This is a genomic window from Olivibacter sp. SDN3, from assembly GCF_014334135.1.
In the GTDB taxonomy this organism is placed as follows: Bacteria; Bacteroidota; Bacteroidia; order Sphingobacteriales; family Sphingobacteriaceae; genus Olivibacter.
On record NZ_CP060497.1, the window covers coordinates 130,857 to 155,984 of the forward strand.

A 25,128-nucleotide genomic window follows, 5' to 3' on the forward strand; every position below is an offset into this window, starting at 1 on the left:
TTATCTATATCAGGCAGGTTTCATGATCAAAACCGACGGTGTTTTAGATAGCCAGACACTTCTCGTCTCCAACGCTCTCTTCCAACTGCTCAAACTGATGACCATCAAATCATGTGTTGTCAATATTTCCGTATCCATCTTGTCTTTATGAAGCCAAACCAAGTGATCAGGAGCTACCTGTTGCACCGCTCTTATGGATTCCTTAAACTCCACGTCTTGCTTGATCGTTCCTACGATATCCAATAACGTTACCTTCACCTGTCCATTGTGTATAAGTTTTTGTATGTAGATTAAAAGAAAACTATCACTCAGAGAGAAGATAGGAACAATTACCTGTTTGACCTCTTGGAGTTTCTTATCAATCAGAATCCCTGTTGGAATTTTGGTTGACCGGAGAAGCTGTTTTGTCCGCTCGTCAAAGACTCCCATCGCGAAGGGATTTTCTTTACCCGTAATCGTGCCATATAACCTTTCTGGATTAATTACCCGAGTGGTAAAACCCAATATTTTACCTAAAAAAGTACCCTCAAAAACCGACTGACCTATGCCTATTAAAAGCAAATCGAAGTCGCCCTCATTTGCCGTTTCAACAATTTCTTCGTCAATGTTTTGTGAAGGTTTAAAAAGAGATATAACCGGCTGATCAAGATGATTTGCTTCTTCCTTAATTGGAGCGAAACTTTCCCGTTCGTATTCACCAGCGTTGAATTGCGTTAACTCGTTTCCCGGCGACAAATGTAGCGCGGTGATGGTCGCCGACTCTTTGGATTTTCTAATCAAGGCATTCGCAAGACGAACTAAAAGTTTTCCGGTCAACGGGTTTCCAAAGGAAATTAAAATATTATATTTATCCTTTTGACTGAGTTCTACGATCAAACCATCTTCTTTGTTGAAGAGTTTATTGATGAGGTCAAGTGCAGGTCCCGTCATAAAAGTGGTGATGAGAGCCATTAATACGAGCATAGCAAACATTTCTGGGCTCAGCACACCCAAATCATAACCAATGTTTAGGGCTACAAGCTCCATCAGTCCCCGCGTATTCATTAAGGCCCCTATGGTAAGGCTGCTGTGCCAATTTTGTCCTACAAATCGTGCGGCAAGCGCACTGCCAAGAAACTTACCCGTTACAGCCACCAATATTACCACTATACACAACTTCCACATACCTGGTTCATTAAGCAGGCCTATCTGCGTTCTCAACCCAGTAAACACAAAAAACAGTGGCAACAGTAACACCAACGCTACATCTTCCACCTTATCAACAAATACATTTCTGAATTTGACATTTGCCGGCATGATTACGCCAGCCATAAATGCACCGAAAAGCGCATGAATACCAATAACTTCCGTACACCAAGCAGAAAGCAACAATGTAACAAAGAAAATCCCTACAATAGGTTTACTCAAAGCTTCTTTATTGGTATAAATATCACCTATACGCCGCAAAAAAGGTCTTACAAATCGCAGCATCACAAATACATAAGCAACTGCTAACAATATGGTATAACCCGCACTTAAGAATGAACCTGCTTTCACAATGGCAATAACCGCTGCTAAAATGCACCAAGCAGTAATATCATCTGCTGCTGCGCATGTAATCACGATAGACCCCAATCGACTTCTGGTGAGTCCTCGTTCCTGCACAATTCGGGCAAGCACCGGAAAAGCAGTGATACTCATAGAAATTCCGATGAACAATGCAAATGAAATAAAGTTGATTCCCTCCGGAGCCATACTCTCATAAATGAAATAGGCAAATAGTACGCCCAGAGCAAAGGGAAAAATAATACTGGCGTGACTGATAACAACTGCTTCATGAGCTTGATTACGCAATACCTTTAAATCCAGCTCCATGCCAACAACGAACATAAACAAAATCAATCCGATTTGGCTCATGACGCCCAGGTTACCTAAAGAAGACTCCGGAAAAAGAAAAACCGAAAATTCGGGAAAATAATAGCCCACGATTGATGGACCTAAAAAGATCCCAGCTACAATTTCTCCAATGACAGACGGTTGCCCAATTTTCTTGCAGAAATAACCAAAAATCCTTGCTACTAATATGATGGTAATAATCTGTAATAAAAGGATAGCCAACGGGTATTTTACGTTATCTATGAGCCCTTCTATAAAATGACTCCAACTGGAAGAATTCGCATCAAATGAGGTATTCATCAATTGCGTATTTTCCAATGCTGCGCCCTTATAGATCGTTAAATAGATCAGTGCCGACAGTCCTCCTATTACACTTATATAAAATATTACATTTCTGATTTTCCTCATAACCGCAGATGCCATATCTAAATGTGCCGTTGCTAAAATAACACACCCAATTTACATTTTTACGCGGGAGTAATATTTATTGTAACCAAAAGGAGGAATTTTGTAATAAAGCCGGAGAACATACAGAGATTTGACTTATCCTCAAAGCCGTCTATTCTCCATAAAGCTTTTACGGTAGTGCTCGTTTAAAGGTAACTGTAAAAGTTTACCATTGGCATCCAAGATATTCGTACTTACCGTTTCATGTGTATAAGCCACAATTGTGCGAACGGCGATAATCGTTTGCCTATTGATCCTTATGAATTCCTTGATTGGCAGCAATCTGATCAGTTCATCAAACGAGATATTCTTTAGGATAATTTCTGAACTATTCTTCATAAATGCCTTTTTATCGCGCTTGTCGTTATCCGCAACAGTTATATAAAGTAGATCATCATAATTAAGTAGTGTTTTACCCCTATTACTATTTAACTTGACAAAAGTGCTGATTGGTTTCTTTTTGTTATCGACAAAGATTTTCGCTTTATGAAAAGCCTTTTCCAAGCGATCCCGCTGTATAGGTTTTCGCACATAATCGATTGCTTCAAGATCAAATGCTTCTGCCGCATATTGTTTATAGGCAGTACAGAAGATGATTGCTTTCCCTTTTAATATTTTTGCCACATCTAACCCGTTGACACCGGGCATTTCAATATCCAGTACGCACACATCAAAATCTAAATGTCCCACCTCTTTTAAAAGTTTTTCTGGATTATTAAAGGCTCTTACCACTTCCACATCTTCTATCTGTTCACATAAACGGCGTATGTAAGTAAGTCCGGGCAGTTCGTCATCTAACAACACACACTTAAGCATATTTTTCCAGTAGTTTTATTTCTAAACGGATTGTATAAATCCCATTTCCTACGGATTCATTATAACGGTAATTTTTACCGTATACTGTCTCCAATCGCTTGTTAAATGCGAGATTTCCCACACCACCTTTCGTATTGGTTGTTGTTACGTTTTCTTCTACACTATTGGCCACAGAAAGTTGGAACCAGCCATCTATCACATCAAATACAATCGAAATAAAGGCGCTTTCCCGTTGTAAGTCGACGTGTTTAAAAGCATTTTCTATGGGGTTTATAGTAATCAGAGGTGCAATGAGTTGTTGCTCGTATATCACTTTCTCCTTACTTATTTTATTTTTCACGTGGAGATTAAATAGCGGGCTTGTTTTTAAGCGATTGATTTCGATCAAGCTTTGCGCAAAAGCCACTTCGTCTGTTAATGCTACATACTTCACATCAGATTCATAAAGAATGTAATCCAGCACATTAGACAACTTATCTAATGCATAATAACTTTGGTACGCATGGGACTGAATAGCGTTCAAGGCATTTCTAAACAAATGTGGGTTTAATTTGTATTTCAACAGATCATCATTTATACTGTTTTCCTTTTCGAGCTCCAAGTATTTTTTTTCCGAGACATCTTTTTCTTGCCTAGCTATCTTTAAACGGTTGAAAAGTATAACAACAATTACTAGGAGAGTAACTATCAATATACTAATAAATACACTGACGATCAAAATATTTCCCGTGCTTAACAAGCTGCTATCTGTTTTTCACAAACTTAACTAAAATTCGTGTGAGGTACAAAAAACGAAAGGTCTCCAATCGGGGAGACTGAAGACCTTTACTAACCAATTATAAACCTAAATTATGATGTCACAAAGATAAGTACCGGAAAGGTTCCCTGCAAATATTTTTGATGTTTTAACATATTTTAACAAAAAAGCTAACGGGTTTTAGCATGCGTTATATATTAAATATTTACATGATAATCTTTCTTGATCGATTCTCCGTTCCAGGCCTTCTTCATCGTCCACGGTGAAAATGGGCTGTTCCAGAACGGATTACTCTCGGGCAAACCCAAAGGTAAAAAGGATAAAGATGTTAGGTACATGCTTCCAGTATTGCTATAATAGTCGGCCAAACTTGCTTGTTGATTTCCAATGATCCCCATACCGTTCGCCGGTACCTGCCCTATAGTTCCTAAGCTCATTATTATTTGGGTTATACATGAACACACCCTTTTTATCTGTACCGATCCAAAGATTTCCTCCACCATCTTCCAAAATGGTAGCGACTACGAACGGCCTGTCATCAGCAAAAAGGCGTTTGTTTAAATGCGAAAGTAAATCAATTTCCAATTTATTATGCTGAAAGCTTATCTTCTTTATTCCATCATTGGTAGAGGCCCATACACCACCATCTTTGGCCTTTTCAAGCGCATAAAATATATTTTTAGACCAAGCCAAAATAGGTTGATCATCGTATTGAATAATATTTAGTCCGCCACGCGTTCCCACCCATAATTTCCCGTCCTTATCCTCTGTCAGAGAACAAATGACATCATTGCTCAGTCGAAATCTTTTTTCCGAAGTGCTGTTATATCGCTGAAACACCTCTTTCTCGTCGTCATAACGATTTAAGCCATAAGAAGTTCCCACCCACAGAACGCCCTTATGATCTACCAACATGCTATTCAAATAATCGCTTGAGCTCAAACTGTTATCCAGCTCAGTTTGTTTAAAAATGCGGAAGCTTCGAGTGTCATATCTATTGAGTCCGTAACGGGTACCAATCCATATAAAGCCACTTGAATCTTGCGCAATAGATAGCACAGAGCTGTTTGACAAACCCTCTTTGGTTCCTAATTGATCGAACTTGATCTGCCCCTGCCCCAAAAGTAAGGACGGCCATATAAACAGCAATAGAACCAAAAACTTGATCATAATAGCATATTTAGTAGGTTGAACAATGAATCCTCCATTAGTTTTAAAACAATGATCTAAAAAATTTATTGAATTGCAATATTTCATACTGTGCAATCGATTGCTCAAAAATAAAAAGCCATGTAATACTTCACTTGTAATAACAATAAGATAATGTAGGGACTACATTTCATACATATTGAAGCCCTTAATTTGACTATAGAAATAAATAAACGAATGCTTTGTTATTCGGCTTAAGATAACCAATAATTTATTCTTATGAAAAAACAAATTTACACTTTCACATTGGTGATGTCTCTTTACGGCTGTTCTAGACAAGAGTTATCCCAAATGTCACCAACCTCATCAGAGCGTGATGAAATAACTAGAACATCTCCATCAAATTTAGTACTGGCTAATAATGTAAGCGTTACATACACCGATGAAAGCTCTTTTGTTGAAAGTTTAGCGATGTATGATTTCAAAAGTATCGATCAACTTAATTTAAACAGACAAGGTCAGGTAAGTGGCTATAACAGCACTTATGGATTCAATATTCCTGCAGACAGGCAGGTAAAAGGTTTCAAATGGAATAAAGGCGATCAGGACACTAAAGAATGGCGTCCACAGGGTATAACAGGTTTCGAACGAAATGGAAAGACTTATTTGATCACTACCTGGTATGGCGTAGGGCCTTCAAATATTCCCGGCGTACATAACCAGCACAAGGGTGTGAGGGTAAGCTTAGTGGATATCACTAATATGTCGAACATCACATATCGCCATATACTACTAGTACAAAACAAGGAAAATATGGGCAACAGCGAATTGTATAGGCCATCTAATCCTTATACGCAGCTAGAAGGCTATGCTCCGGTTACCATTCACGCTGGCGGTGTGGCTTATTATGATGGTAAGATTTATGTAGCAGATACCCGGTTAGGCATCCGAGTCTTCGATTTGGATAAATTCATTAGCGCCGAAGGTGATGTCAACAAAAATAAAATAGGCGTCGAGCATAGCAGTACACTCAAGGCATTCGACTATGGATATATTTTGCCTCAAATTGGTTACTACAAGATAACTGATGGTTCGCCATTTTCATGCATAGCTCTTGGAGAAGGCAGTACTTCTTTAGAAAAGAGGTTGTGGACAGGGCAGTATCTTGCTCCAGACGCTGGTCGTACTCCCACCATATACGGCTTTCCTATAAATGAGCAGGGACAACTATACGGCAATGTAGAAAGCATTTCGCCACTTGATAAATATGACACGCCTGTATATCGTATGCAGGGAGTTTACCGTTCAAATGCTAAGACCGTCATGACGACAACGGGTAACGGTAATTATGAAGGTTCAACCGCTCGTCTGGTACGATATAGTGACGGCACCGCAGCGGCTACCCGATACAGATGGCCTCATGGAGCCGAAGACCTATATTTGGACACATCAACCGGTTTACTATGGAATCTTACCGAATATGAAACAGAAAAATATGGCAAAGAAAACCGGGCGGTTTTCGCGGTGAGGTATGCTGACTATGATTAGCTGATAAGAAGAATTTGCCTTAAGATCAAAGCTCCGGTCTATATTTACATCCGGAGCTTTTTATCTATAGAGACGGACTATTCCTTATAGGCAGCAAATTCTGCTAAGTGCGTGTAGTTAATATCAAAATGACTGTTTTGCGTTACCAACTTAACGTAGCGAAAGGTTTGCTCAGTAGCTAAAACGATGTAATTCGATAAGACATAGGAAAGCATCAAACCAAAATAGGCTCGACCAATATTGGTCGAGCCTGATTACCTATTGCATCAGTATCCAGGGTTCTGCACTAAATTAGTGTTTAAACGCATCTCTGATGTTGGTACTGGATAAATACGATAGTTAGGAGGCTGTTCTCCTTCATTGAAAGCCCAGGAACCTTCAAATTTTCCAAAACGTATCAGATCGTTTCTTCTCCATGCTTCCCAAGCGAACTCCCTTCCACGTTCCTCTAATAATTCATCTAGTATAATACCTTTTACCAAAGGAGCTCCCACCCTTTCACGTATTTTATTTACCAACACATCTGCCGTTTGCAATTCTCCTCTAGCGGTACTAGCAGAGGCACCGCGAAGAATAGCTTCCGCCTTCATGAGATATACGTCTGCTAAACGAAATACCGGCACATCATTATTTGAATCTCTAGTACTTGGATGCGTATTTTTATCTGGATAGAACTTAACGGAGCGCACACCCCGAGCCTGTCCCAATTGGTCATTACCCACATCCATAGTTGCCACATTTCTCAGTGGCATTTCAGGAGTAAACTCCAAGTGCCAATCAATTTCCTGCGTGGGATTGGGACCGTTGTATGTGGCATCCAAACCTCTATTAGTCGTTCTGATCAAAATAGGATTACCTCCAAAGTCAAATTGCTGTCCAGCTAGCCATGTTTCGTTTCTTCTGTCACCGTCAAGGTCAAATAGGGCATAGAAATCAGCGACGGTACTCAATGCAATACTAGGCCGGAAGGGCAACTCGTACTTCGCTTCTAACGCGGTATGCAACCCAAATCGCGAAAATTGGTTTCCCTGTGCAACATTGGCATCGTAAGGGACTGCCAATATAGTTTCACTATTTGGCCCGTTATCTGGCATAAACAAACTGAGAAAATCTGCTACCAATGCAAGGTCAGATTCCTCAAGCAATTTATCCGCATATTCAACCGATTCGTTATATCGGGGAGTCCCGGTATAATACTCGGCATTCAGATACAATTTTTGCAATAAGACATAAGCTGTCCAACGATTAGGTCTGCCATAAATGATCTGTCCTGTCTCCGTCGATAAATCAGGGATAATGCTCAATAATTCCGATTCTATGTAGTTAAACACCTCAGTACGTGATGAAGTAACCGGCTGTTCGGTGCTACCGAAAGTAGTAAACAACGGAACATTTCCGTAAAGGTCCATCATAAAAAAGTAGAATAACGACCGCATAGCACGCATCTCCCCGATAGTCTGGTTTCTCGTTTCACTTTCCTCTACCTGTTCAAACATGTTAATAATGCGATTGCAGGTTTGTATACCACCAAAGCCCCATTCCCACACCGAACGAACAGTAGGATGATCGGGAGTCCAATTGTGTTTATGTAGCATTCGGTACTGGCCACCGTCATCGTAATTTCCATCACGGGCAGGGATGATAGCTTCTTCGGTAGACAACTCCTGTAGACGCCAGTAGTCTACCGCATAACGTTCTCTAAACTGTGTGTACACCGGACCTGTAGCCGCAACAAAAGACTCTGGCGAATCTGGAAAATTTTCTGGTGTGAGTTCAGATTCAATAGGTATATCTAGCTTGGTACAAGCTGTTAGCGAAACGACTAAACAGGCTGACAATATATATTTTCTATTCATGATAGTTTTTCTTAATCATTTGTTAAAAGACTAGGTTCAATCCCAACATAAAAGTCCGTGTTTTCGGGTAATAATTACGATTATCAATCCCCGGTTCAATACCTCCCATATTAATTTCCGGATCAATACCACGGTAATTTGTTATGATAAACAAGTTATTAGCTCCAGCATAAACGCGCACCTGATTATTCCGCTTCGTTTTAAAATTATATCCCAAAACGGCATTATCCATTCGCAGGTAGGAACCACTTTCTATAAATCGATCAGAGATAAAATAAGCATTGTTATCATCGATTGACTCGCCTATGCTAAATGTAGGAATATTCGTTTGCGTAGCATTATTTGGTGCATTCATGTCTGCAAGTGTTGCATTCAATATTTTGTTTCCTGCCACTCCCCGTAAAAAGAAGGTTAAATCAACGTTTTTGTATTTAAATACATTATTCCAACCATACATAAGTTTAGGTTGTGCATTTCCGGTATAATAAAAGTCGTTCGACGTAGGTGAAATCGTCAAATTTCCTTCTTGATCATAAAACTGCGAGATACCATCCTCATTTTTTCCTGCATAACGCCATGTATAAAAGGTACCCAGTGAACGCCCTTCCTGCACAAGCTGCGAGGCATTACCCGATTGCCCTCTACCATTAAGATAAGCAGTTTGAATGAGTGGAAGATCAAAATTATCATTTGACAGCGAAACTAGTTCATTGGTGTTATGGGAAACATTTACACTAGTTGTCCAGCTAAAATCAGCTTTCCTTATAGGAGATGCTGCAAGGGTAAACTCGACACCTCGGTTACTCATTTCACCAGCATTGGCAGTAAGCGTATTAACAAAGTACTGCGTAGTTGACACCGGATACGTCCAGATCAGATCTGAAGTACGCTTATCATACACATCAATAGAGCCCGACAATATATTATTGAACAAACCGAAATCAAGTCCCAAATTAATCGTTGCTGTGCGTTCCCATTTTAAGTCGGGATTATCGTTCTGAAAAGGGCCTATGGCATTTATAAAGCTGCCATTATAATAAAACCTTCCTGAGCTACGATACAATAATGTAGAAGTAAAAGCATCAAAACCGAGCGAGTTTCCTGACACACCATAACCGGCTCGTAATTTCAGCTCGCTAATAGCATCTATATCCTGCATAAACGATTCTCTATTAATGAGCCAACCAGCGGAAAAAGCAGGAAAAAGGCCCCACCTATTGTTAATACCGAAAGCTGACGAACCGTCCTGTCGTAAAGAAGCCTGTAAAAGGTATTTATTTTGGTATTGATAATTTACTCTACCATAAAAAGATATCAACCGGAGCACCTGAATGCGTTTATTCCCATAGTCTACCACAACACCTTCTGGCGGGTTACCCAGGCCAGGATTATTATATGATAAACCATCGGTTACAAAACCTTGATTACTTGTCTGAAAACCATCGCCCAGACGATCTTCCTGCCAAGAATACCCCGCGAGTATTTTCATGCCGTGTTCGCCAAAATTACGGTCGTAATTAAAAAAAGATTCTAACACTTTTTTCGTATTGGTAACCGTATTCCTTATAGCTTGCCCATCTAGATTCTGTGCCAATCCTGAAAACCTATTCCTATAGATATTGGTATCAATACGTTCGTCCTGATAAGAAACGCTAGTGGTAAAATCCAATCCTTCCAATATATTCACTGTGGCCTGACCATTGACTAGAAACAATTTTGTTTTTTGTTGATGAGTATTGTTTTCAATTAAAGACACGGGGTTCAAATAACCTCTAGTTCTACTAAAATCTTCCATATAAGAGCCATCTGGCCTTTTTACAGCAACAGTAGGGAGATAAGTAAGCATGTTACTATAAACCTCATCTGGCACTAATTCACTGGTGGTATTGCTATTCGTAACACTCAAATTCAGCTTTAGACGATCGTTAAAAGCTCGCTGTTCCATGTTTCCACGTACAATGAATCGTTCGAGGGAAGACCCCTTTATAATCCCTTCGTTATTCAGGTAGTTCACACTGGCACCGTAAGAAGAATTTTGACTACTGCCATTAAAAGACAGGTTATGGTTATGGGAAATACCGGTACGACTCACCTCATCCTGCCAGTTGGTATTGTTCCCATCGTCGTTAATTTCATCCAAACTCCGTCCGTATCCGTTAAGATAATTACGTAAACCATCGCCGGACATCATATCAATAGTATTAGAAATATTCTCTACCGCAGCATAAGTGCTGTATGAAAGGCGTGACGCTCCCTCTTTGGCCTTTCTTGTAGTTACCATGATTACCCCGTTGGCGGCTCTCGAGCCATAGATAGCAGTAGAAGCAGCGTCTTTTAATACATCTATACTAATGATATCATCTGGCGCCACAAGATCAATAGAGGCGCCAGGCACTCCATCTATTACATAGAAAGGCTCCTGCGCACCGGCCCTCAATGTTGATGGACCTCTCAGGATTACCGCAGGCCTTGCATTTGGATTACCGCTGCGGGTAATATTTAGTCCTGCCACTTTACCTTGAAGTAACTGACTAGGTGCGTTGAATACTCCTGTATTAAACTCCTCACTGCTAACCGAAGTAATCGATCCTGTGATCTCACTTCTGGAACTGCTTCCATATCCCACTACTACTACTTCTCCCAGTCCCATAGGTTCTTCGCGAAGTTTAACATTTAAAGTGATTTGTTTACCCTGTACAATTTGATAATTTCTAAGCGTGTCAGACATGTAGCCAATATAGCTGAATATGAATTCGTACATGCCCTGATCAGAAAAGCTCATAAAGCTAAACAGCCCCTGCTCTGAAGTGCTTGTCTGAAAACTCCTTTGCGTACTTTGGTTAACCGCCTTGACACTTACCCCCTGAAGGGGCGCACCTAAAGTATCTTGTACTAAACCCATTACATGGGCTTTTTCTCGTTGTGCCCACGCTTGTTGGGCTAGAGCTAACAAGCAAAGCATAAGCAAGATACGGCTTCTGAGATGTTGAAATACATTCATTTGATTGATCGTTTTAATTACGTTTAAAATGGTTTAAGGTGTACTATTGTATGGGTTGAATTTTATAACTCCTAGGCTGCTCTTCTGTAAGTACAAAGCTGTTTAGCAAACAAATTTTTTCTAACACCTCTTCTACTTCTTCCTGAGTAACGTTGACTTCTCCAGTGTAATAAATTGGTTGCAGGTCCAAGTTCGTTTTTGTCAGAATTTCCACTTGATATTCCTCCGCTAGGATCTCGAAAACTTCTTTCAGTTGAACATTCTTAAAGAATAAAGCATCTCCAGTTTTCGAGTATAGGCTCTCGAGCATTTCCTCCGCTTGCGCTTTCTTTTTAATGGTCCTCTCATTCACCGAAGGATTAAAAGTAAAATGTTCCCCTGGAAATAAGATTCTCTTAGAAAACTGTTGATTGGCTTCTTCAGCTTCCACTTGCACCTTGCCTTTATGAAGTTTTATGGTTACCAGTTCATTTTTTTTATTTGCTTGTACCGTAAAGGTGGTTCCAAGAGCAGTTGTTTTAGTTTTACCAGCATATACGCTAAAGGGTCTACTAGGGTCATTGGCGACTTCAAAAACAGCCATACCCTCTAAATAACTTTCACGGATAGTTTGAGAGAAATTAGATAAATATTTCAATTTACTATGCGGGTATAAACGAACAATCGATGAATCAGGTAAAACTAAACTGAAAGGTTCTTCTGAAGAATTCGTATGTGTTTGCCACAGCGGTGCCATCTCAACAGGCATGTTGGCCGGATGTACATGCCGCGGATCCTTAAGCGAGACTTTCCAAAGTACCACAGCCATCAATAAGGGTAACAGTGTTGCGGCTAGAGCGGTGACTCCTGGCCAATAGATTTCTTTTGTTTCTCTTACGGGAATGGTTTGTTCATCGAGGGGCAATCGTTGATGGATTTGCTTTAACAACTGTTCAGAATGTGTCTCTGCCAGTTTATCCTCCGTAGTGAACGACTGCCAGTCATCCTCCGGAAAGAGACATGCTATTCGCTCTGGTTTTTTCCACAACAATTGCCTGAGATATTTTCTTGCCTTCATATACCCCTTAATACGCATGCCAGAGCAACACCCCTAAACACTTAACAATAATTTAACATATTGTCGGTTTTTCCCTGCCAACATTTAAAACAAAACGGAATACATATATTGTCTTAGGCGACTCAGCACTTTAGTAATATGCGCTTCCACTGTTTTAATTGAGACCCCCATCATCTCAGAGATTTCTTTATGGCTCATACCTTTTTCTCTACTTAAGGTAAAGATCAGTTTACGCATTGCAGGCATATCTGAAAGTTCTTCATCAAAAATCCGCATCAGATCTTTTGCTTCGATCATTCGAATGAGATTATCGGTAAATGGCGTTTCAGCACTATCTCCCTCGTATTTGCTTCTGACTTGTTCTTTTCGCAGTTGATCAATAAGTACTTGCTTAGCCATATGAAAAAGTTGCACAGAGATATCGATATGGCTTCTCAGTATCGTTTTACAGTTCCACAATTTAATAAAAGTGAGTTGTACAACCTCCTCGGCTAAAAACACCGAATGCGTTTTTTTCTTAATGAAGAAGTAGAGTCTTTGATGATACTCGGCATAGATAGCATTAAATGCTTCCAAATTCCCTTGTTTAAGATGGTCAACTAATGATTGCATAGGACTCAAAATTAGCGTCACGCTTTTAGCTTAAACAACATAATATATTAAGCTTTTATTAAGCCATGCCAAATAAACCTATTTAGCTGGTTGTTTATAATGGTTATTTTGCTCCAATTACCAAAATCTAATATATAGTACAGCTAACAACAATATTACGGTAACACTTAATATAATAGAGCTTGGTTCTAACTTGAACATTGATTTGTCTAAGATAAATGCCTTTTTACTTACTTTAGGCGCATATAAACTAATGATTACCATGACTATCACCGTAGTTAAGAAAGACCAGCCCAAACAAATGAAAAAAGGAATTTCATATACCCCATCACGATTTAGAAAGGCCGAGTAAAGCCAAGTTTCGGGGCCAAAAATTTTAACCGCTAGTTGATTGAAAAAAATAGAAGCGAGGAAACCGGTTAAGATACCCGCTATAGCAGCTGTTCCGCTGGTTCGTTTCCAGAACATACCAAGTAGAAAGGTAGCAAATACACCCGGGCTAATGAAGCTGGAATATTTTTGAACAAAGGTATAACCACCTTCGCCACTTATGCCAAGCAAATCGTTCCAAGTAAATGAAACACTGAGCAGCATAGCGATCAACACCGCCCATCTTCCAGTTTTTACCATTGTACGTTCGCTCGCATCTTTATGGATGTATTTCTTGTAGATATCCAGTGTAAATATAGTTGAGATACTGTTGGCTTTACCTGCCAGTGACGCTACAATCGCTGCGGTTAATGCGGCTACAGCCATACCTTTTAGGCCTGCTGGCAGGAAAGTTAAGATGGCTGAATAGGCCGAGTCTTTGTTAGTCCCATCCATTGCTGGTAACAACCCCTTATTGTACAGCACAAAAGCAATAATTCCTGGCAATAATACAATAATAGGCATTAAAATTTTTAATAGACTGGCAAATAATATCCCTGTACGTGCCGTCTTTAAATCCGCACCAAGCGCTCTTTGCGTAATATACTGATTACACCCCCAATAGTTGAGATTACTGATCCATTGCCCCGCTGCATACATTCCAAAGGCCGGTAGTATCAAGTATTTGTCAACATAATCTTGAGGAGCATCGACCTGCGGTTTTTTGAACATAAGATGAAAATGATCTGGTGCCTCGTTGAGTAAAACCTTGAAGCCTGCATAAATATCTTTTCCGAAACCAAAATTTTCACTTACTACCAATAGCGCCATATAAGTGGTAGCCAAGCCCCCTATAATCAGCACAGCGACTTGTATCGCATCCGTGTATCCAATTACCTTCATACCACCCAATGTTATTATAATGGCAAACAAGGCCAGCACCACCATAATCTCATGAAAGTAAAAGCCTCCTAATAAACCGTTAATAGCCAAAGCTCCCAAATAGAGTATAGATGTAAGGTTTACGAATACATATAAAAATATCCAGAAAATAGACATAATAAGCGCCACCTGTTCATTATAGCGCATAGTTAAGAACTGAGGCATGGTAAATATCCGGTTCTTTATATAGATTGGCATGAAAAACACAGCCACCAAAATGAGTGCGGCAGCTCCTACCCATTCGTATACAGCAACGGCAATGCCCGCAAAAAAACCATCGCCACTCATACCGATAAACTGTTCAGCAGAAATGTTAGAAGCTATAATAGACGCGCCGATGGCCCACCATGTTAAGGAACCTTCTGCTAAAAAAAAGTCTTTAGCATTTTCTGTCTCCGTATGCCTTCTTTTTTTATAAATCCAATAACCGTAACAACTAACAATAATAATATAGAGGGCAAAAACCAGATAATCCCAAGTAACGAGTTGGCCAGACATGAATAAAGCTAGAATCTAATTAAAAATATGTAACGAAAAACCTTTAGGCATAATTTATCCGCCACAAACTTAATTAAAATAGTGAAATATGCAAGAATACTGATCTACTCTAAAATCGAAGCGTTTCAGGAAGATATTTGGCTACCAAGTCTTCGTAGTAGGGTTTTAACTTACTCCAATCGGGAGGTATCGGATTTTTTGAATATAAATCATAAGGGTTAAAAAGTTTCACCCATCTAAACATTTCATGATCATGTGCATTCATTAAATGACTGTACGCATTTTCCCGATGCTGAGCATAAAAGGAATGATAACGCAACATATATAACGCACTCTCAGGCAAGTAGTCTTTCATCATGTGATAAATATATTCATCATGCCCCCATGAAAGCTGTACGGCATCCAATCCACAATTTGGCTCATAGATACCATACTTGGTATTAAAGGTCTCATTATCATAGTCAGCGTTAGACTTAAAGAATTCCGGATATACGATTTTATCGGAGAAAGCACAGCCTACGGGGAAGGTGTCACCTACAACGGCCCACTGGGGTTCTCCAAATAAACATAACACTTTTCCCATATCATGAAATAGGCCTGTAAGCACCATCCAGTCGGGGTGGCCGTCAGCCCTAATTGCTTCCGCTGTTTGCAGCAAGTGCTGAAATTGGTCGAGGTCGGTGTCTGGATCTGAATCATCCACTAACTGGTTTAAAAATTCGAAAGCATCCCACACAGGCATTTCTTTCTTATCAAATTTTAAAAAATCATCCTTCTTCTGTTGAACAAACTCATAAGACTGATAGGTATGATTGAGCCGATAAAACTCCTTCACACTATCACGACCTGGGTCTTCGTAGTTTCGATAAGCTTCTTTAGTTTTTGCTGTAGCTATCACATCAGGATCTGGATAACGGCGCAAAAGATCGTCTTCCCAATGATCTAAATCCTCCAATGGATTATTCTCTGTTATATTTGCTTGCTTATTCATCATAATGTGTTAGTTGGTTAATTTTTAGTTTTTGGCGTTACGCGCTATTCCATAGACGCTAGCTTTTACTTGTTTATTCAAATTTGCAATAAATTCTTTAGGATAAATTGCTTTTAAATGGATATATTTACTTAAACGATTACGTAAACTATTATAATCCACTTTCCAGAAATAGCAAATTGACCTATAGGGTAATGAAAAAAGTTACGATGAAACAATTGGCAACAGCACTTAACCTGTCATCTGCCACGGTTTCAAAAGCACTAAGAGACAGTTATGATATCAGCGAAGCTACCAAACAACGTGTACTGAAACTTGCTGAAAAATTAAACTATAGCCCTAACGCACATGCCAGCAGTTTAAGAGGTAAGCAGAGTAAAACGATTGCTGTGGTTATCCCCGAAGTTGCCGATAGTTTTTTTGCACAGGCTATCAATGGCGTAGAATCTATAGCACAGGCTGCGGGCTATCATGTACTCATCTATCTTACGCATGAAAAGCTTCAGAAGGAGCGGGACATATTGAAAGAATTGCAGAATGGACGGGTAGACGGCGTATTATTATCGGTAAGCACAGAAAGTGTCCACAGTAGGCATATTGACGAATTGCAAGCTGCCGGTATGCCCGTCGTATTATTTGATCGAATTATTGAGCAGACAGGAATAGGGCAAGTCTACACTAATGATCAGGAAAGCTGCTGTCAGTTAACACAACACTTAATTAGCCTACAATGTAAAAAGATTACCTTTCTCGCTATCTCAGATGCACCTTTTGTTTCCAAACGGCAAAAAGGTTTTCGAAAAGCAGTAGAGAGTCAAGGTGTATCTGGCAATGTTTTATATTGTTCTAATGACGAAAATCAGAACCGTTTATTAATACACGATTTACTAACAGGGACTGACAAACCCGATGGCATTATTGCCTCAGTGGAAAAACTCACTACCGGTGTTTATCTAGCCTGTCAGGAAATGAACATAGCCATTCCTCAAGCCCTCAAATTCGGGGTATTCTCCAATCTGAACAGCGCAGCCATACTAGCACCCCCACTGACTACCATTACCCAACCGGCTTTTGAAATTGGTGAGGCGGCAGCTTCCATTTTACTTAAATTTTTAAAAGAAATTCCCTTTGATACAGATGAAAGAACGATTATGATCCCTGCAAGATTGGATATTCGAGCATCTACACAGGTCTAGAATCTAGTAAAAAGGCGCCTATTAACCACTGTTCACACATTTTACATTTTTTTAAAAAAAGTATACTAAATTAGTAGACTTTTTATATCTTTGCTACATCAAACATGCCTTCTCTTCTCATATATATTAGGTTTTATAATTGGTTAGCTCAAAGTACCCGCCCATCGGGTACTTTGTTTCTAACAATTTCTTAACTATCTGATTTCACTACAGCTGCCACCATAAAGTATTAGGATATTTTTTATCGATCCATACCGGTTCCCCGATAAGGGGAGTTGTAAGTTTAACTTTTTTGGCTTTTGACGCATCTAACAAGCGCATAACCGGCTCATTCCATGGGTGATTAGCTAATCTAAACTTCCCCCAATGTACGGGCATCAACACCTGCGCTTGCAAGTCTATCGCCGCCTGTGCGGTCTCCTCGGGCATCATATGAATATGCGGCCAAGCCTCATTATACTGTCCACATTCCAATAAGGCAATATCAAATGGACCAAATGATTCACCTATTGCTTTAAAATGCCTATCGTAACCGGAGTCACCTCCAATAAAGATTTTATACCCATCTATTTCCAACACGAAAGAAGACCACAATGACCGGCCCCTAACAAAACCTCGGCCCGAAAAATGTCGAGCAGGGGTAGCGGTCAACACAATATTATCATCAAACGTCATCCGATCCCACCAATCCATCTCCCGGATATCCAGTTGCCGATTGTCCGTGCATTTTATGATATCTTTCCCTACACCGAGACCTGTACAAAAGACTTTTACAGCCGGCGTTAATTTGAGCAATGTCTTCCTATCCAGATGATCATAATGGTTATGTGTAATTATCATTAGATCTATAGGCGGCATATCCTCAGTTTTATAAATATCTGTTCCCGGAAAAGCTTTAACTGTTCCAGGTATCGGTGAAGCGCTTCCACTGAAAACCGGGTCTACTAAAACATACTTTCCTTTACTGCAAATGAGGTAAGAAGAATGCCCAAACCAAACGATAACTGGTGTTTCTGCATCCAGTGATGCAAGCTCAGTACGTATTGACGGTAAACTTACGGGCGGAATAGTGGATTTGGGTTGTCTAAACTGTTTATGCAAGATCCTCCACCAGCTGTAGCCTTTCGCAAGCATGGGTGTAAGCGATTGATTCTGGAATTTCCCACTCCTGAAATTCGACGAATTTTTAGCTACCATAAGACACTCCAATCGTTTTATTTCGATAAACTTAAATAAATTCCCTTTAAAGAACAACTTTACACCTAAATATCACCCTGAGGTCGAAAGAAGCAGGTAAATGACGAAACACTTTACGACAGCCTTCCAAGAAATGAATCTTATTGAGGTTGTTTATCAGACAGCTTCTCAAGCACAAGGTAACGATCACGATGCTGTTCAGTTTCTGCCTGCGTATACGTATCGATACGTATCAGCTCTGCCGGCTTACCGCTTTCTACGGCAGGCCATTTCGGTATGCCCAAACCATTTGGATTGCCCGTTTTTATAAAATTCACAAAATACGCCTGCATCATAGCGGAGACTTTAAAGTCTTGCGGCTGCCAATCATACACCCGGTTAGTAGATAAATTACCGAGTGCATACTCAATTTCCGCTGAATGCACCGCACCGGAAGGAGCTTTCGGTTGCTCTTCCACACCTGTCTTATCCTCCTCTCCTCTAATTATACCACCTGCTAAACCCGCGGTCGCGCTCCCCATTTCAGTCCGCATTGGCGGACGCGGTCTAGCGTATAAATATCGGTATACCGTGCTCTTGCCTGTACGGCTATGTACATCACACCATTTCCACGTACCGTAACCTATAAATTGGTCACCAGCGAAATCTGTAGCCACCTGCGCTACCGACTCATCTGTTTCTGCTCGATAAACTTCTAAAACTTCGTCGGCGTCTTTCCCATAAACCTCTTGTACTGCCGTTCTAAAATTATCCAAGGAGGGCTCATTGTCTCCCAACAAAGCACGATAGTTCATCTCCTCCGAATTCCATCCTACTAATAATGGTACCTGAGCCTGACCTCCAACTTCAAAAACCGCCAATGGGCTTTTGGTAAAGAAATAGCCATCTATGGTAACCGGAAAACTACTCCATTCAGGTGCAGCGGTAAATTCCAACAACTCTTCAGCAGATATTGCACGCAATTCGGCTAGAGATTTTTTTTGAATAGCATCTCCAAATGCCCTTCCTTTGTTCTCTGCCTCTTTTAACGAAGCAATAGGTCTATCTCCCAATAGAGAGCCGCTCTCTCCTATTGCCTTTTGAAACAGGCCTTTTGACAATGGAGAAGCCATTTGAGCGCTGACAGAGAAGGAACCGGCCGACTCGCCTGCTATAGTAACCTGACGCGGGTCTCCTCCGAAGGCAGCAATATTATCCTGTACCCATTTAAGGGCAGCGTATTGATCCATCAATCCATAATTCCCCGACGCCCGATTGGGTGATTCGCGTGTAAGGTCAGGGTGTGCAAAAAAGCCAAAAATATTTAATCTATAATTTACGGTAACAGCTACAATACCATTACGAGCCATACTTTCACCATCATAACGTGGTTCAGAACTATCTCCGGCTAGCAGCCCACCGCCATAGAAGTACACTAAAACCGGAAGCTTTTCCTTCCCGGTTTGTGCAGGAGTCCATATGTTTAAGTATAAACAATCTTCACTCATACCATCCGAACGAAAGTTCATATCACCAAAAATCGGCCGCTGCATTGCCCGAGGTCCGAACTTTTCTGCTTTACGCACACCTTTCCAATTTTCAACTGGCTGAGGCTCTCGCCACCTCAACGGTCCTATAGGGGGAGCAGCAAAAGGTATTCCCTTAAAAGTATAAATGCCAGACTCGTCAAGCCCTTGGAGTTTACCGTTGTCGATTTTTACAAGGGGATTATTTCTATTGTCTTTTAACTGCGCATAAGTTGCATGCACGAAAAGTATCGCGAAGAGTGAGAAGAAAATTTTCATGTGGTTTCCCGTTTAATACATTAGCAAGATAAAAAATAACCAATAAGCGAGCAATCGCCATAAACACTATCCAGATCCGTGTTTTTGCATACTAATTTTTGTTTGTTAAAGCCTCAATAAAGATAGCGCTTATTTTGAACAGGAACCTTTCATTCATTATATTTTTCAATCGTTAACAACCAAATAGTCATTTTATTATCAAAACAATAACAAAACCAGTTGGCAACCCTATAAATCAAACAAAAAATTTAATTCTGTAAAAATATTTCTCCATTTTCGCAGCAATTTTTATTAACCCATAAAAATTGCAAAAGGGAAAAAGCAAATAAACGAAGTGAAAAAAAGAATCAGAAGAAGTTACAGAGTTGCTAAATATGTTGTTTACCGGCAAACGATATTAGAACCCATAGATCATTTATGGACATTTGTTGGGGCATTTATAGGTATTGGTCTTATCGGTTTAATGAACAGCTCAAAATTTGGCGATGAACTTAACATTATGCTTATCGGATCCTTTGGTGCATCTGCCGTTTTAGTATTTGGCGCGACAAACAGCCCACTTGCACAACCAAGAAATTTAGTTGGGGGCCATCTCATTGCCGCATTTATTGGTGTTACTGTTCAATTATTGGTGCCGGGAGACCTTTGGGTAAAAGCATCTCTTGCGGTTTCGCTAGCCATTGTAGGTATGCAGATTAGTAAAACGATGCACCCACCAGGTGGCGCCACTGCCCTCATTGCCAATATAGGATCTGACGAAATTAAGGAATTGACCTATTATTATATAGTATCGCCCGTACTAAGCGGTGTGTTAACCTTATATCTCACAGCTATTATTGTAAATAACATCCCTAAGGACCGAAACTACCCTTATAGAAAATGATCACCGATGCAATTTGACCTTAAAAATCAATGGCCAATTTTTCCCCGTAAGGTACATAATCTCATGCGTGTGATCCCAAGCAATGCCATTTAAAACTTTTTCAGTGTCCTGTTCAAAATGCGGCGCATATTGCTGGATCAATCCTTCCAAATGCATCATACCTACCACATATCCTGAAGCCGGATCAATTTTATAAATCTTATCATGATGCCATCTATTGGCATAAATATACCCATCAATATACTCCAGTTCATTTAATTGATCAACGGCTCCCGAATGGTCGTTCACTGAGAGGGTTTTTATTAACTTAAAATTATCGGGATCAACATAACTGATTGTCGAACTACCATCACTTAACAGCAAATACTCCCCATCATTGCACAAACCCCAACCTTCTTTAGGCCACCTTAATTCGGCAACAGACCTATTTAAATCCTTTTGATTATACACAAACACCTGATTCGTCTGATAGGTCAGCTGGTAGAGCTTTCCATCGAAAAGTGTGATTCCTTCTCCAAAAATCTTTTGATCGTTATTGGAAAAACGTTCGATCGTCTTGCCATTTTCCGGATTGATTTTTCTAATAGAAGTGCTTCCATACTCTCCCGTACTTTCAAACAAACTCCCGTTGTGATATTCAAATCCCTCTGTAAAAGCTGATGTATCATGTGGAATGGTATCCACTATATCATACAATAAAGTAACAGGGTTTGGGGCAGTAATACGATAGGTATCGTCTAAATCATTGGTATCTGTCCGTTTCGTATTACAAGCAATTGGACTTAAGGTAATAATAAGACCTAAAATTTTAAATAGTCTGAGCATACTTTCAACAAAAAGGTGATTAATGTACGAAAATAGCTATTTATTATATGTATATAAAGTAGCCTCATACCGTCAAAATGACATGAGGCTAAAATCTTCACCACTGTGGGTGTATTAATTAACTTATTGCTTATAAAGACCTATATGAGATATCATAGGATTTAACCTCGAGGACGTTATGCGCAATCGAATGTTATCAGCACGAACCGTATCGAACTTGAGCAAACGTTTATATCCAACAGTAGTTCCTCTCGCTACCTCTTTCCAAGAGTCGCCTTCTTTATATTCGAGGACAAATTGTTCAATACGTTGTCCCTTTTTTATAAACTCCTGCACACTAAGCACATTAAATGTAATGGCTTCATCGAGGGTAAAAAGCAGTTCTGTTTCGCTATCAGTGTCTGTGGGAGTCCAATAAGTTTCTTTGTTATTATCGACTAACCGCGGTAATCCTGTAACATTGGCTGCAGATATTTCGGCCTTTTCAAGTAAGTTTGTTTCAAAAATATTATCGATGTTTTTTTTCCATTCGCGAAGATACTGCACGTCCGACTCATGGATACGTCCTCGCTTGTCTGGTGGAATGTTGAGCAATAGCACACCATTTTTGCCAACCGAGTTAAAATAAATATCCAACAGTTTTTCTGGTGTTTTCACCTGATCATCCTCTTTAGTATGGTAAAACCAACCTGGCCGGATAGAAACATCCGTTTCTGCAGGGTACCAAACCAATCCCTTAGCTTTATATATTTTTTCGCGTCCGCCAAGATCATCTCCCCGCATATCGCCAGATGGCTTAAATGCTAAATCTTGCTGAGAATTGTCTGACACGGCTGACTGATCAAGATTGTCAGCCGGAACAACACTCCACTCAGTTTCTCTACCATATCCCGTTTCAGTTCCAACCCATCTTACATCAGGCCCCATGACAGCTATCACGGCTCGGGGTTGCAGTTTCCTGATAAGTGCATACCAACGCTCAAAATCATATACTTGCTTTTTACCATTCGGTCCTTCACCATTTGCCCCATCAAACCAGACTTCATCTACTACACCGTATTGCGTTAGTAGCTCGGTAAGTTGATTAACAAAAAAATCATTATAAGCTACTGTCCCATAAGTACTTTCATGACGATCCCAAGGTGACAAGTATATACCAAAACCAACCCCTAATTTCCTACAGGCATTGGCTACCTCCCTTACTATATCACCTTTACCTTGTTTCCACGGACTGCTAGCTACAGAGTGCTTTGTATATTTACTGGGCCACAAGCAAAACCCATCGTGATGCTTCGCTGTGATAATCACTTGCTTTATGCCACCATCTTTTGCTGCCTTTACCCATTGTACGGCATCTAAAGCTTCCGGGTTAAAGAGTGATGGATCTTCCTTTCCGTCTCCCCATTCTCTATCAGTAAAGGTGTTGATACCAAAGTGAAAAAAACCGGTAACCTCTAATTCCTGCCACCTTAACTGTCTCTCTGTTGGTATAATATTCGCGGCTTTCTCAATTATCTTTGCTGGCAAATCATCTTGTTCTATTAATACGTAGCTCTGTGCGTTTAATTGACTATAATAACATAAAATAATGACGAAGCTTATTATATAGTTTTTAAAATTCATTTTGCTATATTTTATATTTACTGTTGCCATCCTGGATTTTGTTCCAAATTTGGATTCAAACCGATTTCCTGTAAAGGTATAGGATATAGGTACATTTTATCCTCCCACGTTCTCCGCTGTATACCTGTATAGATGCGTACGTATTCGTCGTCATTTACCACGATACCATTAACCTGAGAGGCAGGATACTGTGCTCTTAAAGTAGATGTCAACTTCATTCCCAATATAGTTTCAGGTTTTTCAATCTGCTTTCCTGCTTTCCACCGCAACAGATCGTCAAATCTAAAACCTTCGTCTGCAAGTTCGACCCTTCTTTCTCTCCTTATTTCGTCTATTAGTATTGGCAGGTCTGGAAATTCTGAATTAGGATCTCGTTGTAAAGTTGCGATCTGCATGGAAGGCATACCAACTCTTGCTCTCAATAAGTTGATACTCGCGTCAATGTCTTGTTGTACAGCCTCACCCAACTCAGCTTTAGCTTCTGCATATATCAGTAAAATTTCTGCATAGCGAAAGATGAAAAAATCTAACGTTGATTGGTTTGCCTGCCACATCGCAGGATCCGAACTCCTTCCTTTTATTAATTGATAACCTGTATTTGCCGTATTGGTACCGATACGCGGCAAGTCAATAATATCCTGCGAGCCATCGCTGTTTTGCAACAATACGAACCCCTTGGTAGCAATGGTTTGGAAAGATCGGGGATCACGATTGGCAAACTCTTCCCCAGGTGTGTCATCCCCCTGATAAAGTGGGCTGAGCCCTGTAGGTAAACCATCGGTACAGAGATAAGACCTTACAAAGTTCTTGCTATAACCTGTACCCGACTCTCCCAATGTTCTGCTAATATTATTCATTAAGATGGCTTGCAGGTAGCGTCTCGGGAGTATTGCTTCGGGGTTTCCGTTCAACTCCTGTTGAATGAATAGTTCATAGTAATCTGTTTCAGGATTACCACTTGAATATAGCTCAAATCTCCCAGCATTCATAATAAGCTCAGCTGCATCTACAGCTTCCCTTAGGTAAAGCTCACTTCCTTCTTCATTAAAGTATTTTCTTCGGGTTCCTTCCCACAAGCAAATACGTGCCTTTAACGCTGCCGCTGCATATTTATGCAGCCTTCCTGTTGACACATCTTCCGGTATATGATCAACTGCAAAATTAAGATCCAGTAATATAGAATCCATTACTGCTGCTCGAGGGGTTCTTGGATCATAAAGCTCTTCACTTTCTTCGGTTAAGTCTTTGCTGTACCACGAAACATCTCCATAACGCTTCGATAGCCTCCAATAAAATAAGGCTCTAAAAAGGCGCACTTCTCCTGCATAAATGTTCTTTGTTTCGTCGCTGGCCTCTGCATTCTGGTAGCGCTGGAGAAAATAATTTGCATTCCGGATGTTAGTCCAGTCGTAGTTTTCATCTGTAGACGGTATTACATATTGCCCCGCTAAAAAGGGATCGATATTATTAGGCACCTTGTCGTCGGATTGATTATCCTGAATAAAGTTCTGTGTAGGCAGCTCTGCATAAAACTGATTGGCATATAATTGCAGGTCATTCTCATTCTTAAAAAATGTAGGCTCTGCAATGGAAGATAGAGGTAAACGATCCAAGTAGCTATCGTGCTTACATGACTGCCATATAAAGGCTACCATAATGAAAAAAGTATATTTTTTAAAAGTGTTCATATCTTGTTTACTTT

General features: G+C 40.1%; 19 protein-coding genes. 3 read left to right on the forward strand and 16 right to left on the reverse strand.

Translation table 11 applies throughout. From position 1 onward, the window contains the following. Positions 1-9 precede the first annotated feature (9 nt). The 5 genes from H8S90_RS00625 to H8S90_RS00645 form a co-directional block, all read right to left on the reverse strand. Positions 10-2,283, reverse strand: coding sequence for a cation:proton antiporter (locus H8S90_RS00625; protein WP_187340738.1), 2,274 nt, complete (start codon positions 2,281-2,283; stop codon positions 10-12). Between the two features lie 141 nt (positions 2,284-2,424). Continuing rightward, positions 2,425-3,138 carry a LytTR family DNA-binding domain-containing protein gene (locus H8S90_RS00630; RefSeq protein ID WP_187340739.1) on the reverse strand — a complete coding sequence of 238 codons (714 nt, stop codon included), beginning with the start codon at positions 3,136-3,138 and terminating at the stop codon, positions 2,425-2,427. Further along, positions 3,131-3,877 (reverse strand): sensor histidine kinase, encoded by a 747-nt coding sequence (locus H8S90_RS00635; RefSeq protein ID WP_187340740.1) that lies wholly within the window; start codon positions 3,875-3,877, stop codon positions 3,131-3,133. The genes H8S90_RS00630 and H8S90_RS00635 overlap by 8 nt, the downstream gene beginning before the upstream one ends. Positions 3,878-4,092: 215 nt before the next feature. Then, positions 4,093-4,332 carry a DUF2264 domain-containing protein gene (locus H8S90_RS00640; RefSeq protein ID WP_187343196.1) on the reverse strand — a complete coding sequence of 80 codons (240 nt, stop codon included), beginning with the start codon at positions 4,330-4,332 and terminating at the stop codon, positions 4,093-4,095. Continuing rightward, positions 4,247-5,065 (reverse strand): two-component regulator propeller domain-containing protein, encoded by an 819-nt coding sequence (locus H8S90_RS00645; RefSeq protein WP_187340741.1) that lies wholly within the window; start codon positions 5,063-5,065, stop codon positions 4,247-4,249. Before H8S90_RS00645 ends, H8S90_RS00640 begins: the two co-directional genes overlap by 86 nt. 258 nt (positions 5,066-5,323) lie before the next feature. Here H8S90_RS00645 and H8S90_RS00650 point away from each other — a divergent pair, with 258 nt between their 5' ends. Further along, positions 5,324-6,592 carry a hypothetical protein gene (locus tag H8S90_RS00650; protein ID WP_187340742.1) on the forward strand — a complete coding sequence of 423 codons (1,269 nt, stop codon included), beginning with the start codon at positions 5,324-5,326 and terminating at the stop codon, positions 6,590-6,592. A gap of 266 nt (positions 6,593-6,858) precedes the next feature. On the opposite strand, the gene H8S90_RS00655 is transcribed toward H8S90_RS00650, so the two are convergent. From H8S90_RS00655 to H8S90_RS00680, 6 genes are all read right to left on the reverse strand, one after another. After that, positions 6,859-8,448 (reverse strand): RagB/SusD family nutrient uptake outer membrane protein, encoded by a 1,590-nt coding sequence (locus H8S90_RS00655; protein WP_187340743.1) that lies wholly within the window; start codon positions 8,446-8,448, stop codon positions 6,859-6,861. 22 nt (positions 8,449-8,470) lie between these two features. Further along, complete coding sequence (locus tag H8S90_RS00660) at positions 8,471-11,449, reverse strand: SusC/RagA family TonB-linked outer membrane protein (RefSeq protein ID WP_187340744.1); 2,979 nt, start codon at positions 11,447-11,449, stop codon at positions 8,471-8,473. A gap of 43 nt (positions 11,450-11,492) precedes the next feature. After that, positions 11,493-12,506, reverse strand: a complete 1,014-nt coding sequence (locus H8S90_RS00665) for a FecR family protein (RefSeq protein WP_187340745.1) — start codon at positions 12,504-12,506, stop codon at positions 11,493-11,495. An 84-nt stretch (positions 12,507-12,590) separates the two neighbouring features. Next, positions 12,591-13,118 carry a sigma-70 family RNA polymerase sigma factor gene (locus H8S90_RS00670; RefSeq protein ID WP_187340746.1) on the reverse strand — a complete coding sequence of 176 codons (528 nt, stop codon included), beginning with the start codon at positions 13,116-13,118 and terminating at the stop codon, positions 12,591-12,593. A gap of 117 nt (positions 13,119-13,235) precedes the next feature. Beyond that, positions 13,236-14,927: a sodium/solute symporter gene (locus H8S90_RS00675; protein ID WP_187340747.1), complete on the reverse strand. Its 1,692-nt coding sequence runs from the start codon at positions 14,925-14,927 to the stop codon at positions 13,236-13,238. A gap of 109 nt (positions 14,928-15,036) precedes the next feature. Continuing rightward, a complete protein-coding gene (locus H8S90_RS00680) occupies positions 15,037-15,921 on the reverse strand; it encodes an inositol oxygenase (RefSeq protein ID WP_255501754.1) in 885 nt (294 codons plus the stop codon). Positions 15,922-16,112: 191 nt separating this feature from the next. Here H8S90_RS00680 and H8S90_RS00685 point away from each other — a divergent pair, with 191 nt between their 5' ends. Then, positions 16,113-17,114, forward strand: coding sequence for a LacI family DNA-binding transcriptional regulator (locus H8S90_RS00685; RefSeq protein ID WP_187340748.1), 1,002 nt, complete (start codon positions 16,113-16,115; stop codon positions 17,112-17,114). Between the two features lie 207 nt (positions 17,115-17,321). Here H8S90_RS00685 and H8S90_RS00690 read toward each other — a convergent pair whose 3' ends face one another. Beyond that, on the reverse strand, positions 17,322-18,311 hold the full coding sequence (locus H8S90_RS00690) for an MBL fold metallo-hydrolase (RefSeq protein WP_187340749.1): 990 nt from the start codon (positions 18,309-18,311) through the stop codon (positions 17,322-17,324). Positions 18,312-18,451: 140 nt separating this feature from the next. After that, positions 18,452-20,095: a carboxylesterase/lipase family protein gene (locus H8S90_RS00695; RefSeq protein WP_187340750.1), complete on the reverse strand. Its 1,644-nt coding sequence runs from the start codon at positions 20,093-20,095 to the stop codon at positions 18,452-18,454. Between the two features lie 334 nt (positions 20,096-20,429). Between H8S90_RS00695 and H8S90_RS00700 the strand changes: the two genes are divergently transcribed. Continuing rightward, complete coding sequence (locus H8S90_RS00700) at positions 20,430-20,978, forward strand: HPP family protein (RefSeq protein WP_222852201.1); 549 nt, start codon at positions 20,430-20,432, stop codon at positions 20,976-20,978. On the opposite strand, the gene H8S90_RS00705 is transcribed toward H8S90_RS00700, so the two are convergent. The 3 genes from H8S90_RS00705 to H8S90_RS00715 all read right to left on the reverse strand — a co-directional run bounded on the left by H8S90_RS00705 (position 20,979) and on the right by H8S90_RS00715 (position 25,114). Further along, positions 20,979-21,803, reverse strand: a complete 825-nt coding sequence (locus H8S90_RS00705; RefSeq protein ID WP_187340751.1) for a glutaminyl-peptide cyclotransferase — start codon at positions 21,801-21,803, stop codon at positions 20,979-20,981. A gap of 123 nt (positions 21,804-21,926) precedes the next feature. Continuing rightward, on the reverse strand, positions 21,927-23,426 hold the full coding sequence (locus H8S90_RS00710) for an alpha-L-fucosidase (protein WP_187340752.1): 1,500 nt from the start codon (positions 23,424-23,426) through the stop codon (positions 21,927-21,929). A 17-nt stretch (positions 23,427-23,443) separates the two neighbouring features. After that, positions 23,444-25,114: a RagB/SusD family nutrient uptake outer membrane protein gene (locus H8S90_RS00715; protein WP_222852202.1), complete on the reverse strand. Its 1,671-nt coding sequence runs from the start codon at positions 25,112-25,114 to the stop codon at positions 23,444-23,446. Positions 25,115-25,128: the final 14 nt, after the last annotated feature.

What these genes read in the sequence shown, in the direction of transcription:
- H8S90_RS00625 (WP_187340738.1), bottom strand. Translation starts at nt 2,283, where the DNA reads ATGAGGAAAATCAGAAATGTAATATTTTATATAAGTGTAATAGGAGGA.
- H8S90_RS00630 (WP_187340739.1), bottom strand. Translation starts at nt 3,138, where the DNA reads ATGCTTAAGTGTGTGTTGTTAGATGACGAACTGCCCGGACTTACTTAC.
- H8S90_RS00640 (WP_187343196.1), bottom strand. Translation starts at nt 4,332, where the DNA reads ATGAGCTTAGGAACTATAGGGCAGGTACCGGCGAACGGTATGGGGATC.
- H8S90_RS00645 (WP_187340741.1), bottom strand. Translation starts at nt 5,065, where the DNA reads ATGATCAAGTTTTTGGTTCTATTGCTGTTTATATGGCCGTCCTTACTT.
- H8S90_RS00650 (WP_187340742.1), top strand. Translation starts at nt 5,324, where the DNA reads ATGAAAAAACAAATTTACACTTTCACATTGGTGATGTCTCTTTACGGC.
- H8S90_RS00655 (WP_187340743.1), bottom strand. Translation starts at nt 8,448, where the DNA reads ATGAATAGAAAATATATATTGTCAGCCTGTTTAGTCGTTTCGCTAACA.
- H8S90_RS00660 (WP_187340744.1), bottom strand. Translation starts at nt 11,449, where the DNA reads ATGAATGTATTTCAACATCTCAGAAGCCGTATCTTGCTTATGCTTTGC.
- H8S90_RS00665 (WP_187340745.1), bottom strand. Translation starts at nt 12,506, where the DNA reads ATGAAGGCAAGAAAATATCTCAGGCAATTGTTGTGGAAAAAACCAGAG.
- H8S90_RS00670 (WP_187340746.1), bottom strand. Translation starts at nt 13,118, where the DNA reads ATGCAATCATTAGTTGACCATCTTAAACAAGGGAATTTGGAAGCATTT.
- H8S90_RS00675 (WP_187340747.1), bottom strand. Translation starts at nt 14,927, where the DNA reads ATGTCTGGCCAACTCGTTACTTGGGATTATCTGGTTTTTGCCCTCTAT.
- H8S90_RS00680 (WP_255501754.1), bottom strand. Translation starts at nt 15,921, where the DNA reads ATGATGAATAAGCAAGCAAATATAACAGAGAATAATCCATTGGAGGAT.
- H8S90_RS00685 (WP_187340748.1), top strand. Translation starts at nt 16,113, where the DNA reads ATGAAAAAAGTTACGATGAAACAATTGGCAACAGCACTTAACCTGTCA.
- H8S90_RS00690 (WP_187340749.1), bottom strand. Translation starts at nt 18,311, where the DNA reads ATGGTAGCTAAAAATTCGTCGAATTTCAGGAGTGGGAAATTCCAGAAT.
- H8S90_RS00695 (WP_187340750.1), bottom strand. Translation starts at nt 20,095, where the DNA reads ATGAAAATTTTCTTCTCACTCTTCGCGATACTTTTCGTGCATGCAACT.
- H8S90_RS00705 (WP_187340751.1), bottom strand. Translation starts at nt 21,803, where the DNA reads ATGCTCAGACTATTTAAAATTTTAGGTCTTATTATTACCTTAAGTCCA.
- H8S90_RS00710 (WP_187340752.1), bottom strand. Translation starts at nt 23,426, where the DNA reads ATGAATTTTAAAAACTATATAATAAGCTTCGTCATTATTTTATGTTAT.
- H8S90_RS00715 (WP_222852202.1), bottom strand. Translation starts at nt 25,114, where the DNA reads ATGAACACTTTTAAAAAATATACTTTTTTCATTATGGTAGCCTTTATA.